The organism is Pseudonocardia sp. ZF1 (genome assembly GCF_056835605.1).
The window spans coordinates 379,161-396,728 of sequence record NZ_JAJNBY010000002.1 but is presented as its reverse complement, the minus strand read 5'-3'; the positions used below and the strand labels follow the sequence as shown (position 1 = coordinate 396,728).

Genomic DNA, 17,568 nt, shown 5'->3' with positions numbered 1-17,568 from the left:
ACGTCTGCCATCGCCCGTCATCCGTTCCGGTTGTCGATCATCGCGAACATCTCGTCGTCGGACACGTCGCCGAGCTGGACGACCGGTGCGACCGTGGCCGGCTCGGCCACGGGGGTGAGCCGCCCGTCGAGGAGCTCGGCGATGGCCGAGGCGGACGGGTGGTCGAAGACCATCGTCGCCGGCAGGCGCAGCCCGGTGGCGGACCCGAGCCGGTTGCGCAGCTCCACCGCGCCGAGCGAGTCCAGCCCCAGCGCCGCCAGCGGCCTGCCGACGTCGACCGAGTCCGGGGTCGGGTGGGCCAGCACCGCGGCGACCGTGGTGCGGACCAGGTCGAGGAGCACGTGCCTGCGCTCGGGCCCCTCGGTCTCGCCGAGCCTGCGCAGCAGCGGCGAGGTCTCCGTCGGTGTCGCCGAGGCCTGCGTCGGCTCGGCGACAGGCACCGCGTTCCTCCCGGTCAGGCTGCGCAGCAGCGGCCGGTCCGGCGCGCTCGCCGCGTCGAGACGCGCGGCGACGACCTGCGGCGCGCCGAGGTCGAGCGCGGCGTCGAACAGTGCGAGGCCGGTCTCGGCGGGCATCGGGAGGATGCCGGTGGCGCCGAGCCTCGCCTTGCCCGCCTCGCCCATCTGCGAGCTCATCGCGCTGCCGGGAGCCCAGAGCCCCCAGGCGATCGAGACCGCGGGCAGCCCGTCGGCGCGACGGTGCTGCGCCAGCGTGTCGAGCGCGGCGTTGGCGGCGGCGTAGCCCGCCTGACCCGCGTTGCCCAGGGCGGCCGCGATCGAGGAGAACAGCACGAACAGCGGCGGCGCGGCCTCGCGGGTGAGCTCGTCGAGGTGCCGCGCGGCGTCGACCTTGGGCCGCAGCACCGTGTCGAGCCGCTCGGGGGTCAGCGACTCCAGGATCCCGTCGTCGAGCACACCCGCGGCGTGCACGACCCCGACCAGCGGGTGGGCGGCGGGGATCGCGGCGAGCGTCGCAGCGAGGGCGTCCCGGTCCGCGGCGTCGCAGGCCGCCACCGTGGTCTCGGCGCGGTCGGCCAGCTCGGCGACGAGCTCGTCCGCCCCGGACCCGCTGCGGCTGGTGAGCAGCAGGTGCCGCACCCCGTGGTGCTCGACGAGATGGCGCGCCAGCAGCTGCCCGAGGGTTCCGGTGCCGCCGGTCACCAGCACCGTGCCCTCGGGGTCGATCGGTGCGGCCGAGCGCGTCGGAAACCGGGGCAGGAGCCGCGGGACGAGCACCGCTCCCCCGCGCACCGCGACCTCCGGCTCACCCGTCGCGAGGGCGGCGGGCAGGTCGTCCGGCTCGCCACCCGAATCGATGTCGACCAGCACGAACCGGCCCGGGTGCTCGGTCTGGGCGCTGCGCACCAGGCCGTGCACGGCCCCCGCGGCGAGATCCAGCGACTCGTCCCGGCCCGTGGCGACACCGCCGCGGGTGCGGACGACCAGCGGTCCGGTCGCGTCCGGGTCGGCCAGCCGTTCCTGCAGCGCCGCGAGGACGGTGGCCAGCGCCTCCCGCTCGGTCGCGCCGACGGCGTCGAGGACCTCGTGCTCACCGACCGGCACGACGGCACCGTCCGGCGCCGTCCACTCCACCTCGAGCAGCGGGTCGGTCTGCGCGGCCGCGAGCGCCCGCAGCCGGGCCAGCGCGATCGGCCGCACGGCGAGCCCCTCGACCTCCGCGACGAGCGTGCCGGTCGCGTCCGCCGCGGCCACGTGCAGGCCCTCCTCAGTGGGAACAAGCCGCACCCGCAGGGCGCTCGTCCCCGGCTCCGCCGCCGCCCACACCCCGCGCCAGGCGAACGGCAGCGGGACCTGTCCGGTCTCCCCGATCGCGCCGGTCAGCACCATCGGGTGCAGGGCGGCGTCGAGCAGGGCCGGGTGCACGACGAACCCGGGCTCGGCGTCCATCGGCAGTGCGACGTCGGCGTAGAGCGTGGTCCCGTCCCGCCAGAGCGCGCGCAGGCCCTGGAAGGCGGGGCCGTAGTCGTACCCGCGCTCGGCGAGTGTGGCGTAGGCCCCCTCGAGCTCGACGGCCTCGGCGCCCGCGGGCGGCCAGCTCGCCGCCCAGCTCGCCATGGGCGCCGCCACGACACCTCCGGTCCGGCCGACGGCGTGGCAGGTCCAGGCCCCGCCGTCCGCCGGTCGGGAGTGGACCTCGACCGCCCGGGACCCGTCGAGGTCCCGCGCGCCCAGCACCACCTGCAGCACGACCTCGCCGTCCGCGGGCACCAGGCACGGAGCCTGCAGGGTCAGCTCGTCGACCCGACCGGCCGCCCCCCGCAGGGCCAGCTCGACGAGCGCGGTACCGGGCAGCAGGACCGTGCCGCTGACCGCGTGGTCCGCGATCCACGGGAACCGGCGCAGGGCAACCGCCCCGGTCAAGACCGTCTCATCCCGCCCCGCGACGTCCACGGCCGCGGTGAGCAGCGGGTGCCCGGTCTCGGGCAGGGCCGCCGAGGAGAGCGCGCGCGGCGCGGCCACGTCCTGGTTCAGCCAGAACCGCTGCCGCTCGAAGGGGTAGGTGGGCAGGTCGACCGTCCGCGCGGACGAGTCGAAGGCTGCCGCCCAGTCGACGGTCCCGCCGTGCACGTACAGCGTTGCGAGCGCGGCGAGCATCCGGGCCTGCCCGCCGTCGTCGCGGCGCAGGGTGCCGGTGACGGCGCCTGCGGAGTCCGCCTCGTCGACCAGGTCCTCGACGGCGATGGTCAGCACCGGGTGCGGGCTGACCTCGACGACGTGCCGGTGGCCCGCCCGCACCAGCGACCGGACGACGTCGGCGAACCGCACCGGGCGGCGCAGGTTGCGGAACCAGTACTCGGCGTCCAGCGTCGCGGTGTCGACCTGCGCGCCGAGCACCGTGGAGTGGAACGGGACGTCGGTCGACCGGCACTCGACCGTGCCCAGCTCCGCGAGCAGCGGCTCGTGCAGGGCGTCGACCGCGGCGGAGTGCGACGCGTAGTCCACCGGGATCCGCTTGGCGCGCACGCCGCGGGCCACGAACTCCGCCACGGCCGCGTCGACGGCGGCGACCTCGCCTGCCACGACGGTGACGCGGGAGCTGTTGACCGCGGCGATGTCCACCGCGCCGGGGGTCTTCCGCAGCACCTCCTCGACGTCGGAGACCGGCGCCGGGATCGACGCCATGGTGCCCGTCCCGGCGAGCGAGGCCAGCAGCCTGCTGCGCACGGCGACGATCCGGGCGCCCTCCTCGATCGACAGCGCGCCGATCGCGGTGGCCGCGGCGATCTCCCCCTGGGAGTGCCCGACGACCGCTGCCGGCGTCACCCCGTGGGCCTGCCACTGCCGGGCCAGCGACACCATGACGGCCCACAGCGCGGGCTGGACGACCTCCACGCGCTGGAGCTCGGTTCCGTCGCCACGCAGGACGTCGAGCAGGGAGAAGTCGGCGTGCGGGGCCAGGGCGTCGTGGCAGGCGGTGAGCGTTGCCGCGAACGTCGGGTCGGCCATCAGCGCGATGCCCATCCCCCGCCACTGCGAGCCCTGCCCGGGAAACACCAGCACCGGGGCGCCCGGGGAGGTCGCGGTCCCGGTCACGACGGCGTCGGTCGGCTCGCCCTCGGAGAGGTCGCGCAGCCCGCGCAGCAGCTCCGCACGGTCCCGGCCGATCACCACGGCCCGGTGGTCGAACGTCGCGCGAGTGGCCGCGAGGGACAGCCCGACGTCCTCGGGCGCGAGGCCCGGGCTGCGGTCCAGCAGGTCGGCGAGCTGCTCGGCTCGCGCCTCCAGCGCGGACGAGGTCGGGGCGGAGAGAGCCCACGGCAGTGGCCCGTCGACCGGCTCGCGTCCGGGGGCCTCGGTCGCGGGCGGCTGCTCCAGCACCACGTGGGCGTTGGTGCCGCCGATGCCGAACCCGGAGACCGCCGCCCGGCGGGGACGGCCGGTCTCGGGCCACGCGGTCGTCTCGGTGACCAGCCGCACCGCCCCGGAGGCCCAGTCGACCTGCGGCGACGGCTCGTCGACGTGCAACGTGCCCGGGACCTGCCCGTGCTCCATCGCCTTGATCATCTTGATCACGCCGCCGACGCCGGCCGCGGCCTGAGTGTGCCCGATGTTGGACTTGAGCGAGCCGAGCAGCAGCGGCCGGTCCGCCGGACGGGCCGCGCCGTAGGTGGCGAGCAGCGCGCCCGCCTCGATCGGGTCGCCCAGAGGGGTACCGGTCCCGTGCGCCTCGACGACGTCGACGGCGTCCGTCCCCAGACCCGCGTCGGCCAGTGCCCGCTCGATCACCCGCTGCTGCGCGGGCCCGTTCGGCGCGGTGAGGCCGTTGCTGGCGCCGTCGTGGTTGACCGCCGAGCCCCGCAGCACGGCGAGCACCGGGTGGCTCTCGCGGCGGGCGACCGAGAGCCGCTCCACCGCCACCATCCCGACACCCTCGGACCACGCGGTGCCGTCCGCGGCCCCTGCGAAGGGCTTGCACCGGCCGTCGGCCGCGAGCCCGCGCTGACGGCTGAACTGCACGAACAGCCCGGGCCCGGACATGATCGTCACGCCGCCCGCCAGGGCCAGGTCGCACTCGCCGCTGCGCACCGCGCGCGCCGCGAGGTGCAGCGCGGACAGCGAGGCCGAGCACGCGGTGTCGATCGTGAGCGACGGACCGTCGAAGCCGAAGACGTACGAGATCCGGCCCGCCGCGACGCTCATGTGGATGCCGGTGAGCAGGTGGCCCATCGACTCGTCCGCGGGCTCGTCGAGCCGCGGGCCGTACTCCTGGTCCATCGCACCGACGTAGACGCCGACCGACCGTCCCCGCAGTGCCGTCGGGTCGATCCGGGCCCGCTCCAGTGCCTCCCACGTGGTCTCCAGCAGGAGCCGCTGCTGCGGGTCCATGGCCGCGGCCTCGCGGGGTCCGATGTGGAAGAAGCCGGGGTCGAACAGCCCCGCTCCGTTCAGGAAGTGGCCGTGGCGGGTATAGCAGGTGCCCGCGACGGTGGGATCCGGGTCGTAGAGGCCCTCGACGTCCCAGCCGCGGTCGGTCGGGAACTCGGAGACCGTGTCGACGCCGTCGAGCACCGCCTGCCAGAGCTTCTCGGGGGTGTCCAGCCCACCCGGGTAGCGGCAGGCCATGCCGACCACCACGACCGGGTCGTCCTCGTCCGCCTCCGGGGCGGGAGCGGCGGCGGTCTCGCCCACAGAGAACCAGTGCCGGGTCCGCTGGAAGGGGTAGGTCGGCAGGTCCACCACCGGCCCGGCCGGGTACCAGGAGCCCACGTCGACCGGCACGCCACGGACGAACAGCTCAGCCGCCGAGCGGAGCACGCCCGCGAGCTGCAGCGGGGTGTCGACGACGTCGACGGGCAGGTCCGGCGCGAGCTCACGGCCAGGGCCGAGCACGAGGAAGACGTTGTGCCCCTGGGCGAACAGGTCCCGGACACGCTCCTCGAGCCCGCCCGTGGTCGGGTGCGTGTCGAGCCGCCGCGCCGCCTCGTCCAGGGTGATCTCGCCCGTGACCGTCGCGGCGGCGAGCTCCCCGATCCCCTCCCCGACGACGGCGTAGCCGGTGTCGGGCACCACGCCCGCGGCCCGCCACAGCGCGGCGAGTGCCACCAGCGTCGCCCAGCGGACGGTCTCGGTCTCGACACCGCTGCGCAGCGCGCTCTCCAGGGAGGTGTCCCCCACCGCCTCGCCGCACGCGGCGAACGCGTCGGCGAAGACGGGCGAGGAGTCCAGCAGCTCGTCCGCCGCGCCCTCCCAGGTGTCCGGGAACACCAGGACGGGCGTCGCAGCGACGTGCGCGACGCCCTCGACCACCGTGTCGTCGCGGCGGTCGCCTGCGACGGCGGCCAGTGCGGTGGCGAGGCTCCCCGCCGCGTCCGGGAACAGCACGGCCCGGTGCGCGAGCGGCGACCGGGTGGCGGCGAGCGACCGCCCGACCGCCGTACTCTCCGACAGCTCCGCGAGTCGCTCGGCCTGCGCCCGCAGCGCGGCCGCGGAGCGGGCGGACAGGACCCAGGGCAGGCCGGTGCCCGACCCGCGCTCCTCGACGGGGGCCGCCACCGGTGCCTCGCCCAGCACGACGTGGCAGTTCGCTCCGCCCACCCCGAACGAGCTCACTCCGCCGACCAGGCGCTCGTCGGGACGCGGCCACGGCCCGGTCGCGGTCTGGACCCGCAGGCCCAGCTCGTCGAGCGGGATGGCGGGGTTGGGGGTGGTGTGGTGCAGGGTCGCGGGCAGCTCGCGGTGGGCGAGCGCGAGCACCACCTTGAGGAACCCGGCGATGCCCGCGGCGCCCTCGAGGTGCCCGATGTTGGTCTTGACGGACCCGACCGCCACGGGCGACACCGAGCCGAGCGCCTCGCCGACCGCCGCCGCCTCGATCGGGTCGCCCACGGGCGTGCCCGTGCCGTGCAGCTCCACGTACTGCGCGGCCGACCGGTCGAGACCCGCCGCCGCATACGCCCGGCGTAGGACGTCCGCCTGCGCGCGGGCGTTGGGCACGGCCAGGCCACCGGCCCCGGGCTCGGTGAGCCCGGCGCCGTCGTGGGACAGCGCGTCGCCGAGCACCACCGCATGGATCCGGTCACCGTCGGCCACCGCCGCCGACAGCGTCTTCAGCACGACGAGCCCGGCGCCCTCGCCCCGGACGAAGCCGTTCGCGCGCGCGTCGAACACGAAGCACCGGGCGTCCGGGGACAGGGCCCCGAAGCGTTGCGCGGTCAGGGCGCCCGTGGGCGCGAGGTTGAGCTGGACCCCGCCCGCGAGGGCAACGTCCGTCTCGCCGCGGCGCAGGCTCTCGCAGGCCAGGTGCACCGCGACCAGCGACGACGACTGCGCGGTGTCGACGACCACGCTCGGGCCACCGAGCCCCAGGACGTGGGACACCCGGTTCGCGATCGCCGCGCGCGACACCCCGGTCAGGGTGTGCCGGTCGACCGCACCCGCCGCCGCGGCGAGCGCCGCGTAGTCGTCCCCGGCCGCGCCGACGAACACCCCCGCACGACCGCCGTGCAGCGACAGCGGGGGTGTCCGCGCGTCCTCGAGCGCCTCCCACGCCAACTCCAACAGCAGCCGCTGACGCGGGTCCATCCCGTCGGCCTCCCGCGGCGAGACGCCGAAGAAGTCCGCGTCGAACAGGTCGACGTGGTCGAGGTGGCCCGCCTGCCCGGTGGTGGCCGCCGTGCCCGGCGTCCGGCTCGACGGCGGAGCGCCGACGGCGTCGACCCCGTCGGCCAGGACCCGCCAGAAGGCGCCGGGATCGGGCGCGCCGGGCAGCCTGCAGGCCAGCCCGATCACGGCGACGGGTTCGGTCGGTGTGGTCGTCATGTTCGGTGACACCCCTGGTCTGTCCGGTGGTGGTCGTCTGTGGGAGTCCGAACGACGGTGTTCGGGTGGGGCCGTGCGGGAAGGGGCGTCAGGCCCCGAGGATGCGGCGGGTCTGGCGGCCGACGGCCAGCAGCGTGCCGGTCGAGTCCCAGAGCGAGCTGGAGTCGACGCTCCACGCGTCGCTGGCCTGCTCGGTCCGCACCTCGATGAGCGACCAGCCGTCCCCGCCGCCGATGCCGTCGAGGCCGTCGGTGAGATGGACCGAGAACTCGGCGGTGGGGATCGGGACGGGCGCGGTGGTCAGGGCGTAGAGGGCGGGCGGCATCGAGTCGAGCAGCACCACCGCGGTCTCCGCGGCGTCGAACTGCGGCTCGCGCAGCCGGATCCAGGCGCGCAGCACCGGGTCCGTGCCACCGTCGAACGGGCGCACGTCGCCCGCCATCCGCACCTCGAGGTGCTGGATGAACGGCACCGGTCCCGGGTCGAACCCGGCGTCCGGGCAGTCCTCGACCGGTGGCACGGCGGGAGGCGGGCTCGGCTGGTGCACGGGCGCCGAGCGCCCGGCCAGGAAGGTCGTGGCCAGGACGGACGCCGCGCCGCCCTCCCGCAGCACCGACCGGGCCAGCACGCTGCCTGCCGAGCGGCGCATGACCTCGGTCGCCAGGTGCAGCCCACCGTCGGCGATCGGGCGGAGCAGCGAGCCGTGGACGGAGCGGACGCCGAGGTCGCCCGCGTGGCGCCGGGCGTGGCGGACCAGCATCGCCGCGGCCAGACCGCCGTGCACACCGCTCCAGGACCACCACGTGCGGTCCACCGGCGGGATCTCCACGACCCCGCCGTCGGGCTCGGCCGTCGTGGTCATCAGGACCCGGCCACCGCGAGCGCGGGCTCGGACTCGGCCCGGACCAGCGCCTCGATCTCGTCGACGTTCAGGAACGGGACCTCGCGCAGGCTCGCCAGGCTCTCCTCGACGCTGACCGCCTGCTGTGCCAGCACGGCGCGCGCCACCGCCGGGGAGGCGCCGAACTCGGGGATCTTGATCAGGCGGGACCCGAAGCTGTAGAGGTGGCGCGCGGTCTGCGGGTCGTGGATGGAGGCGCTGTACATCAGCCGCTCCATCGCGTTCAGCGGGCGCGCAGAGGCGAAGTTCTCGAAGAGCCGCTGGTAGCCGCCGACCTCGGCCTTGTGCCGACCCGCATAGGTGGCGAGCGCGGCATCCACCTCGTCGTCGACGTCGAGGGTGTCGGCCACCGAGTCGGCGAGCCAGGAGGCCGACTGCATGCCCCAGGCGCAGCCGATGCCCCACATCGGGTCGGTGGACAGCGCCGCGTCGCCGACCAGGGCGAGGCCGGGCGCCGCGTGCGGGTGCCGCTCGCGCAGCGAGAAGTCCATCATCCCGTTGAACTTCGAGACCCGCTCGGCGTCGTCGATGGGCGGGGCGTCGGGCAGCGCGCGGACGAAGCGGTGGAAGGCGCCCTCGGTGTCCTCGCGGAAGGCGGCGAGGTGCTCCTCGGTCTTCTTCGGCGCGACGATGACGACGCTGACCCCGTCCTCGTTCGGCATCACGTAGGCGCCGTCGGGGTCGAGGAACCAGATGTTGGTGGGCGGGTCCTCGCGCGGCTGCAGGTCCTGGAAGTAGGCGAAGTAGGCGAAGCGGTTGTTGGGCGTGACCTTCATGTCCGCCCCGGAGAGCTGCGCGAGCTTGGAGAAGCGGCCGTCCGCGCCGACGACGAGCCGGGCGTGGATCGTCTCCTCCGCACCGTCCCGGGTCTTGACGCGGACGCCGGTCACCCGGTCGCCCTCGCGGACCAGGTCGGTCACGGTCTGGCCGAGCCGGAGCTCGACGCCGGGGGTCTCGGCCGCCATCCGGCGGAAGATCGGGTCGAGTGCCTTTCGCCGCAGGTTGAGCCCGTGCGGGAGGTCCTCGGAGCCCTCCTCGGCGCGCGGTCGGACCCAGCCCCAGCGGGTCCAGTAGTTCGAGCGGTGGTGGACGGCGCCCGCCGCCTCCATCGCCGGGCGCACGCCGAGCCGGTCGAGGACGGGCATCGCGGAGGGCTGCAGGGTGTGGGTGCAGAAGACCTTGTAGGCGTCCTCGCGGGTGTGCTTCTCCAGCAGCAGGACGCGGGCCCCGCCCCGGGCGAGCAGGGTCGCGGCGGTGTTGCCCGCGATGCTCGCGCCGACGACGATCACATCGGGATCGGTGGTCATGGTTCCTCCAGTTCGTCTTGCACGGCCACCGGCACGAACCGGTGGGATCGGACGGGTGCCGCGACGGTGCACGCGGCGGACGGTCAGGCGGGGGTGCCGACCTCGGGCTCGGGGCTCGGCGCCGCAGGGGTCGCAGGCACCAGCCCGCGGGTCGACCCGTGCCGGAGCACCCGGCGCACCATCGACGGGCTGAGCAGGGCGGTCGGCGGCTCGACGAGGTTCGACACACGCAGGAAGGTGCGGGCGACCGCGGGGTCGCGGTGCGCGGCGACCAGGATCCGCTTGAGCCACCTGTTGGTCAGCTTCGTCCGCAAGGTGCGGCGGCCCTCGACCGCCGGGTGCGCGAGGTCGCTGCCGGTCGACGTCTGCCATGCGGCGTCGATCCTGCGGGCGGCGGCGCGGTAGAAGCGGCGCGGCAGGTCCCGCGACCCGGACCGCAGGCAGTCCCGCAGCTCGACCGCCTCCTGCGCGGCCACGGTCATGCCCTGGGCGTAGACGGGGTTCAGGCAGCACACGGCGTCGCCGATCACGACGAACCCCTCGGGCGGGCTCGCCAACCTCTCGAAGTACCGGCGTCGGGAGCCCTTGAAGCGATAGGGCACCGCGTCCTCGATCGGCTCGGCCGCGTCCAGGACCCGGTGGACGTCTCCGGACGGCAGCGACGCGGCGAAGGCGCGGTAGCCGTCGTCGTCGTTCGGCGGGTGGTCGCCCAGGGTTCCGCCGAGCGTCACGTGCCAACGGTCGCCCTCGATCGCCACCATGGTCGCGCCGCGCCTGCCAGGGCCGATCGCCATGTTGACGGCACGGTCGCCGTCGAGGTGCTCCGGGAGCCTGCGGTAGATCCGCGAGGAGTAGCCGAGCTCGATCTCGACCAGCTCCTCGACCGGCCGGTCCACGCCGAGCTCGGCGAGCCAGTCCGGCGCTCGCGACGCACGGCCCGTAGCGTCGACCACGAGGTCGGCGGTGACCGTCTCCTCAGGCCCGCCCGGACCACCGACCCGCACGCCGACGACCCGGCCCGCGTCGTCGGCGACCAGGCCCGCGGCGCTGGTGCGCGGTCGGATCCCGATCTCGGGGCAGGCCTGCAGCCTGGCGCGCAGGACCCGCTCCAGGAGCGGGCGGCTCGCGAGCACGGCGGTCAGCCCGGTCGAGGTGGAGTGGGCGCGCAGACCGCCGAAGTACCACCGGGTGTCGGTCAGCACCTCGGGCGTGAGGACCCCCGCCTCGCGGAGCTCCTGGGTGATGCCGGGGAAGAGACCCTCCATGACCAGCCGGCCGGTCTCGGTGAGGCCGTGGACGTGCCTGCCCTGCGGCGCGCCGCGCCGCTGGCCCTCCCGGTCCAGGTCGTCCCGGTCGACGACGGTGACCCGCCGGTGTGAGTCGGTCAGCACCCGCGCCGCCAGCATGCCGGCGATCCCGGCCCCGAGCACGACCGCGTGCTCGCCCCGTGCTGTGGTGTCGGTCGAGCCGGTTCCGGTCATCCCGCGTCCCTCTCCTCGCGCCTCTGGACCCCGAGGCCGCCGGGGCGGCGGCTCCCGGAGCCCGTTCGTCGCGCTCACGGCGACGAGGAAACCGTGACCCCGCCGTCACGGAGGGTCAAGCACGGCCGGCGTCGCTCGAATGGGCCGATTCCGGTCGCCGATCATCGGCGGTCATGCCGGAGCGCCTCGGGTGCCATGGGACCAAGGTGTGGCCGGCCCACGGTCACCGACCCGTGAAGGACGGACATCGTGACCGCAGCCGCCGCCCCCCGCGTCACCGCCCCGCCCACCAGCCTCCGGCGCTTCCGCCCGACCGCCGAGGCCCCGGTCCGGCTCGTGTGCTTCCCGCACGCCGGCGGCGCCGCGACCGCATACGTGCCGCTCGCCGAGGCCCTCGAACCGGAGGTCGACACCCTGGCCATGCAGTACCCCGGCCGCCAGGACCGTCGCCACGAGCCGTGCCTGGACTCCGTCGACGCGCTCGCCGACGCCGCGCTCGAGGCCGTGCTCGGGGTCGCCGATCGGCCTTTCGCGCTGTTCGGCCACAGCATGGGCGCCTCGGTGGCCTTCGAGGTCACCCACCGGCTCCGCCGCGAGGGGCGGGCTCCGACAGCGCTGTTCGTCAGCGGTCGCACCGCGCCGTCGTGCATGCGGACCGACCGCGTGCACCTGCGTGGGGACGACGCCCTCCTCGCCGAGATCGCCGAGCTGGGCGGGACCGACCGGGCGTTGCTCGAGTCCGCCGAGATCCGCCGGATGGTGCTGCCCGCCCTGCGCGCCGACTACCGCGCCGCGGAGTCCTACCGCTGGTCGGGCGGTGAGCCGCCGCTGACCATCCCGCTGCACGTGCACGTCGGGGACCGTGACCCCAAGGTCCGGGTCGACGAGGCACGGGCCTGGCGGGCACAGACGGACGGCCGGTTCACCCTGACGACCTATCCGGGCGGGCACTTCTACCTCGCCGGGCAGGTCGGCGCGCTCGGCGCCGCCGTCGCCGCGGAGCTCGCGGCCGCGTGAGCGGCGGCATGGGTGGCGGCATGAGTGGCGATGTCGATGGGCCGATCGGAAGAGGCTCGTCGTTCCTGGTCACCGGTGCCCGGTGATCGAAGGATGACGCCGGGCGGACTCCCGCCTCCCCGAACAGAGGATGGACCATGAACCGGATCGCACGGAGTGCCGGAGCGCTCCTCGCCGCACTCGGGCTGGCGACCGTCGCCGCCTGCGGTGGCAGTTCCACCGACGCAGGCACGGCCTCGCCCACCACGCCGGTGGAGCTGACGTTCCTGGGCTACAGCGTCGGCACCCCCGACCTCGGCGGGCAGGCCATGCAGGCGCTGATCGACGAGTTCCAGGCCCAGAACCCCGGCATCACCGTGAAGACGCAGCCGGTGGCGGTCGCGGACGTCCTCACCAAGCTCAAGGCGGACACCGCGGCGGGCAGCCCGCCGGACGTCGCGCAGATCGGCTGGAGCAAGATGGCCGAGGCCTACGCCGACCTGCCGATCGCTCCGGTGCAGGAGCTCGCGGGCGCGGAGTGGGCCGACCACGTCGGCGGCCCCACCCCGATCGCGCCGAGCCTTCTCGAGGCCGTGGCGAACGAGGGCGTGGTCAAGGCCATGCCGTTCACCATGTCCGTCCCCACCCTCTACTACAACGCGGACCTGTTCCGCGCCGCGGGCCTGAACCCGGACACCCCGCCCACCTCGATGGCTGAGATCGGCGCCGCGGCCCAGGCCATCGCGCGCAGCGGTGCCGCGGGCACCTACATCGCGGCGGCGGACGTCGGCAAGTCCGACTACCTGACCCAGTCGCTGATCAACACCGCAGGCGGCTCCCTGGTGAGCCCGGACGGCCAGGTGACCGTCGACGGGCCCGAGGCCGTGAACGCGCTGACCCAGGTCCAGGCCCTTACGACGTCGGGGGCCCAGCCCGCCATCTCCACCGCCGACGCCATCACGCTGTTCGGCTCCGGACGGCTCGGCATGCTGCTGGCCAGCACCGGCGCGCTGGCCTCATTCGAGAAGGCCTCCACCGGCAAGTTCGAGCTGCGCACCGCCGCGTTCCCGACGATCGACGGCAAGACCGCCAAGCCCACGTACTCCGGCGCCGGTCTCGCCGTGCTGGGCGACGACAAGGCCCGGCAGCAGGCGGCCTGGAAGTTCGTGAAGTTCATGTCGACCCCCCAGGCCTACACCACTTACGCCCAGAAGATCGGCTACCTGCCGCTGCGTCCGGCGCTGGCGAACGACCCCGCCTACCTGAAGGACTACTTCGCGCAGAACCCGCGGCTGCTCCCCGCCCTGTCCCAGCTCGACACCGTCGCGCCCTACCAGGTCTTCCCCGGTGGCCAGGCCAACCGCGCCGTCGTCGTCCTGCAGGACGAGGCGGTGGAGCCGATCGTGCTCCGCGGCGCCGACCCCACCACCACGCTGAAGGCGGCGGCCGACAAGATCCGCTCCCTGTCGACGCGGTGACGTCCACCCTCGACAGGGCGGCCCCGCGGGCCCGGGCAGCGCAACCCGGCCCGCGGGGCCGCCCGTGGCTCTATCTGGTCCCGCTCGTCCTGGCGCTCGGGGTGTGGGTCTACGGCCCGCTGCTCTGGACGGGCGTGCTGTCCCTCCTCGACTGGAACCTGATCTCGCCGAACCCCGAGTTCGTCGGCGTCGACAACTTCGTCGCGGTGTTCGGCAGGCCGGAGACGACGAACGCGCTGGTCCGCACCGGGTACTACGTGCTGGGGATGCTGCCGTTCGCCACGGTGATCCCGATGACGCTGGCGATCCTGCTGTGGCGCAGGCCCGGCCGGGCCGCCGACGGCTACCGGGCGCTGCTGTTCTCCCCGGTGGTGCTGGCCCCGGTCGCCACGGCGATCTCGTGGCAGTTCCTGCTCAGCCCCCAGCAGGGCCTGGTCAACACGGTGCTGAGCGGTGTCGGCCTGCCCGCGCCGAACTGGCTCGGCGACCCGCGCACCGCACTGCCGGTGATCGTGCTGGTCACGGCGGGCAAGATCGTGGCGCTGAACATGCTGCTGTTCTCGGCCGCGCTCGCGGGGGTCGACCGCCGGGCCATCGACGCCGCCCGCATCGACGGTGCCACCGAGTGGGAGACCACGCGGTTCATCGTGCTCCCCCAGATGCTGCGCACGATAGCGCTGCTGTCCGCGCTCTGTGTGATCGTGGCCGGTCAGTGGGTCTTCACCAACGTCGCGGCGCTCACCCGCGGCGGCCCCGACGGCGCCACCGACAACATCTACTACCGGCTCTACACCGAGGGCTTCGACTTCTTCGACGCCGGGTCCGCGTCCGCCCTCGCGGTCGCGATCACGCTCGCCCTGGCCCTGCTCTTCGGCGCCGCGGCCCTGTGGAACCGGAGGCGCTCCCGTGCGTGAGCTGCGTTGGCACACCACATTGCTCGTCACCGGGCTGGCCGTGTCCTTCCCGCTGGTCTGGGCCCTGCTGACCTCGTTCCGGCCGCAGAACGCGATCTTCGAGATCGGGCCGTCCCCGGTGTCGGTGGCGAACTACGTCGACGCGGTGACCCTCTTCCCGATCGGGCGGCTGCTGCTCAACTCGTTCGTGACGGCCCTGGGTGTGACCGCGTTGCAGCTGCTGGTCGCGGTGCTCGCCGCCTACGCCATGCTCAGCCTGGGCGCTCGCAGCCTGCGCTGGGTGCTGGGCGCGGTCACCGTCTCGCTGGTGGTGCCCCTGCAGGCCATGGTCATCCCCCAGTTCCTGATCGCGACGGGTCTGGGGTGGCGCGATTCCTACGTCGGGCTGATCGTGCCCCAGCTTGCCTCGTGCGGGCTGGCGGTGCTCCTCATGTGGGAGCACACCCGGTCGATCCCGAAGAACCTGCTCGGAGCCGCGGCGATCGACGGCGCGCGGCCCGCCGAGACGCTCTGGCACCTCGTGCTCCCCCAGCTCCGCCCCGGCCTCGGTGCCGTCGGCATCCTCGTGTTCGTCACGACCTGGAACGAGTACCTCTGGCCCGCGCTGATCGCCCCCAGCCCCACGAACACGACGATCCAGCAGGGGCTCGCGCTGTTCAACAACCAGGAAGGCGGCAACCCCGGCCCGCTGCTGGCCGCCTCCGTCCTGGCGTGTGCCCCCGTGCTGGCGGTGTACGCGATCTTCTCGCGGCGGATCACCGCTGCGTTCCTCCAAGCCGGAAGGCGTTGACGTGACCCTGGAGAAGGAGCTGACGGACCTGCCCACGGCGGGGGCCGCGGGCATCGAGCTGCGGGGGATCCGGCACCGCTACGGGACGATCCCCTCGACCGGCGCGCTCGCCCTCGACGTCGAGCACCTGGCCGTCCCCGACGGCTCGCTGTCGGTGATCGTCGGACCGTCCGGCTGTGGGAAGTCGACGATGCTCTCGATCGTCGCCGGGCTGCTGGCCCCCACCGAGGGGCGCGTGCACGTCGGCGGCGTCGACGTCACCGACGCCGCTCCGGGGGCCCGCGGGCTGTCAATGGTCTTTCAGGACTACGCGCTCTACCCCCACCTGACGGTCGCGGCGAACATCGGGTTCGGCATGCGGCTGGAGGCGCGGCACTCGCGCGGCGCGGGACCCGGCCGGGCCGAGATCGACCGCCGGGTCGGCGACGTCGCCGGGCAGCTCGGCCTGTCGGAGTTCCTCGGCCGCAAGCCCGCCCAGCTGTCCGGTGGGCAACGCCAGCGGGTCGCGCTGGCCAGGGCGATCGTGCGCAGGCGCCGGGTCCTGCTGCTCGACGAACCGCTCTCCAGCCTGGACGCCCAGCTCCGTGCCCAGGCGCGCGCGGAGCTCGCCCGACTGCACCGCGAGCTCGGCGCGACCGTCGTGATGGTCACCCACGACCAGTCCGAGGCGCTCTCGATCGCCACGCACCTGATCGTCATGCGAGGCGGGAGGGTCGTGCAGGCCGCCGCCCCCGACGAGGTCTACCGCCGCCCGGCCGACGAGTTCGTCGCGACCTTCGTCGGTAGTCCGGCGATGAACGTGCTCGAGCACGAGGGGACGCGGTGGGGATGGCGTCCGGCGGACGGCGTGGTCCACAGCGGCGGCTCGGGGACGTCGACCGGGGGTCTAGTCCTGGACGGGACCGTCGACATCGTCGAGTTCGCCGGGCACGAGCGCCTCGTCCACTGCCGCGGAGCACGCAACGGCCGGTGGTCGTTCACCGAGCCCATCGCCACGCCGCGCGCGGTGGGCGACCACGTGCACGTCCTCGTGCAGGCCGGGGACCTGCACCGGTTCGACCCCGACACGGGTGTCCGCCTCGACGCATGAGGACGGGGGACGGTGGTGGCCCGAGACCCCACCGTCCCCCGTTCGGTCGGTACTGCCGGTCAGACCGGGAACACACGCCCCGGAGCCGCCAGGTGCACCGGCCCGGTGAAGGACTCGGACGCCTCGGCGCCGCGGGCCTTGAGCCAGTCGGGGTCCGCGGTGACGAAGTGCGTGAGGACGAGCTCCCCCACGCCTGCGTCCCTAGCGACCCGACCCGCGCGGGTGGCACTCATGTGACCGTCGGAGACGTCATCCGGCAGCTCCAGGGTCGACTCGCAGAGCAGCAGGTCGGTCCCGCGGGCGAGCTCGGTGAGCCGCTCCACGTCGCAGGTGTCCCCGCTGTAGACCATGCTCGAGCCGTCGGGGCCGGTCACGCGCATCCCGCAGTTGGACATGGTGTGCTGCAAGGGACGCAGCTGCACCCGGCAGTCGCCGATCACGAGGTCGTCGCCCGGTTCGTACTCCCGGATCTCCAGCGCGCCGTGGAACGCCAGGTCGAGCTCAGGCCGGGTGGGGATCGGGAAGACGCCGGCGAGCCTGCCGAGCGCCTCCCGACCACCGACGGGCACGTAGAGCGGAATGGGTCGGTCGGGCGGCGTGCTGGTCACGGGCAGGGTCGGAAACGACTCGGCATCGAGGTGCCGCGTCATCAGCACCGCCTTGCCGAGCGGGAGCACGTCGTAGCAGTGGTCGGTGTGCAGATGGCTGATCACGATCCCGTCAAGCGCGGCGGGCGTGGTCGACGCGGTGAGCGCGGTCACCGCACCCGGCCCGCAGTCGAGCAGGATCTGGGTCGAGTCGGTCGAGACGAGGTAGGCCGAGCTGGCCTGCCCGTCGGCGGGCATGGCCGCCCGGCATCCGAGCACAGTCACGTTCACGGGTGGAATCCTCCCTGGCGACACCGCGATGTCATGCGGACTTTCCCGATCCAATGGTCGCGATCACGTCGAGCAATCGCCGAGCCGTCAGCGGGTACTCGGTGTGGTAGGCGTCAGTCGGTGGAGCGACCGGGCAGCCCGCGGACGAGCGGCGCGTCTCGGTCGATCGGGCCGGTCTTCGCCGCGCCACCGGGCGAGCCGACCCCGGCGAAGAACTCGGCGTTCGCGGTGCCGTAGGCCGCGAACGAGTGCGGGAGGTCCTCCTCGTAGTAGATCGCCTCGACCGGACAGACGGGCTCGCAGGCGCCGCAGTCCACGCACTCGTCGGGATGGATGTAGAGCATCCGGCCCCCTTCGTAGATGCAGTCGACCGGGCACTCCTCGATGCAGGACTTGTCGGTGACGTCGATGCAGGGCTCGGCGATCACATAGGTCATTGATCCTCCTCTTCGA

Annotated in this window: 11 protein-coding genes; 5 read left to right on the top strand and 6 right to left on the bottom strand. The window is 74.2% G+C overall.

Annotated features, from left to right (window positions below):
• Positions 1 to 17 precede the first annotated feature (17 nt).
• The 4 genes from ZF1_RS29050 to ZF1_RS29035 all read right to left on the bottom strand — a co-directional run bounded on the left by ZF1_RS29050 (position 18) and on the right by ZF1_RS29035 (position 10,969).
• Entirely contained in the window at positions 18 to 7,280 is a 7,263-nt protein-coding gene (locus ZF1_RS29050) for a type I polyketide synthase (protein ID WP_253066988.1), read from the bottom strand.
• An 88-nt stretch (positions 7,281 to 7,368) separates the two neighbouring features.
• Complete coding sequence (locus ZF1_RS29045) at positions 7,369 to 8,142, bottom strand: thioesterase family protein (protein WP_253066989.1); 774 nt, start codon at positions 8,140 to 8,142, stop codon at positions 7,369 to 7,371.
• Complete coding sequence (locus ZF1_RS29040) at positions 8,142 to 9,488, bottom strand: FAD-dependent oxidoreductase (protein WP_482638906.1); 1,347 nt, start codon at positions 9,486 to 9,488, stop codon at positions 8,142 to 8,144. Before ZF1_RS29040 ends, ZF1_RS29045 begins: the two co-directional genes overlap by 1 nt.
• Before the next feature lie 83 nt (positions 9,489 to 9,571).
• Positions 9,572 to 10,969, bottom strand: a complete 1,398-nt coding sequence (locus tag ZF1_RS29035; protein WP_253066991.1) for an FAD-dependent oxidoreductase — start codon at positions 10,967 to 10,969, stop codon at positions 9,572 to 9,574.
• A gap of 249 nt (positions 10,970 to 11,218) precedes the next feature.
• Between ZF1_RS29035 and ZF1_RS29030 the strand changes: the two genes are divergently transcribed.
• The 5 genes from ZF1_RS29030 to ZF1_RS29010 all read left to right on the top strand — a co-directional run bounded on the left by ZF1_RS29030 (position 11,219) and on the right by ZF1_RS29010 (position 16,237).
• Complete coding sequence (locus tag ZF1_RS29030) at positions 11,219 to 11,986, top strand: thioesterase II family protein (RefSeq protein ID WP_253066992.1); 768 nt, start codon at positions 11,219 to 11,221, stop codon at positions 11,984 to 11,986.
• Positions 11,987 to 12,123: 137 nt separating this feature from the next.
• Positions 12,124 to 13,443, top strand: a complete 1,320-nt coding sequence (locus tag ZF1_RS29025; protein ID WP_253066993.1) for an ABC transporter substrate-binding protein — start codon at positions 12,124 to 12,126, stop codon at positions 13,441 to 13,443.
• The gene (locus tag ZF1_RS29020; RefSeq protein ID WP_253066994.1) at positions 13,440 to 14,357 is read left to right on the top strand and encodes a carbohydrate ABC transporter permease; all 918 of its coding nucleotides are present in this window, start codon (positions 13,440 to 13,442) and stop codon (positions 14,355 to 14,357) included. The genes ZF1_RS29025 and ZF1_RS29020 overlap by 4 nt, the downstream gene beginning before the upstream one ends.
• Positions 14,350 to 15,147: a carbohydrate ABC transporter permease gene (locus tag ZF1_RS29015; RefSeq protein WP_253066995.1), complete on the top strand. Its 798-nt coding sequence runs from the start codon at positions 14,350 to 14,352 to the stop codon at positions 15,145 to 15,147. Before ZF1_RS29020 ends, ZF1_RS29015 begins: the two co-directional genes overlap by 8 nt.
• 1 nt (position 15,148) lies before the next feature.
• Positions 15,149 to 16,237: an ABC transporter ATP-binding protein gene (locus tag ZF1_RS29010; RefSeq protein WP_253066996.1), complete on the top strand. Its 1,089-nt coding sequence runs from the start codon at positions 15,149 to 15,151 to the stop codon at positions 16,235 to 16,237.
• A 59-nt stretch (positions 16,238 to 16,296) separates the two neighbouring features.
• Here ZF1_RS29010 and ZF1_RS29005 read toward each other — a convergent pair whose 3' ends face one another.
• Both ZF1_RS29005 and fdxA read right to left on the bottom strand, forming a co-directional pair.
• Positions 16,297 to 17,115: an MBL fold metallo-hydrolase gene (locus ZF1_RS29005; protein WP_253066997.1), complete on the bottom strand. Its 819-nt coding sequence runs from the start codon at positions 17,113 to 17,115 to the stop codon at positions 16,297 to 16,299.
• A gap of 113 nt (positions 17,116 to 17,228) precedes the next feature.
• Positions 17,229 to 17,552 carry a ferredoxin gene (gene fdxA, locus ZF1_RS29000; RefSeq protein ID WP_253066998.1) on the bottom strand — a complete coding sequence of 108 codons (324 nt, stop codon included), beginning with the start codon at positions 17,550 to 17,552 and terminating at the stop codon, positions 17,229 to 17,231.
• Positions 17,553 to 17,568: the final 16 nt, after the last annotated feature.

Excerpts from the sequence above, each read along its gene's own strand:
- ZF1_RS29050 (WP_253066988.1), bottom strand. The coding sequence starts at position 7,280 with ATGACGACCACACCGACCGAACCCGTCGCCGTGATCGGGCTGGCCTGC.
- ZF1_RS29045 (WP_253066989.1), bottom strand. The coding sequence starts at position 8,142 with ATGACCACGACGGCCGAGCCCGACGGCGGGGTCGTGGAGATCCCGCCG.
- ZF1_RS29040 (WP_482638906.1), bottom strand. The coding sequence starts at position 9,488 with ATGACCACCGATCCCGATGTGATCGTCGTCGGCGCGAGCATCGCGGGC.
- ZF1_RS29035 (WP_253066991.1), bottom strand. The coding sequence starts at position 10,969 with ATGACCGGAACCGGCTCGACCGACACCACAGCACGGGGCGAGCACGCG.
- ZF1_RS29025 (WP_253066993.1), top strand. The coding sequence starts at position 12,124 with ATGAACCGGATCGCACGGAGTGCCGGAGCGCTCCTCGCCGCACTCGGG.
- fdxA (WP_253066998.1), bottom strand. The coding sequence starts at position 17,552 with ATGACCTATGTGATCGCCGAGCCCTGCATCGACGTCACCGACAAGTCC.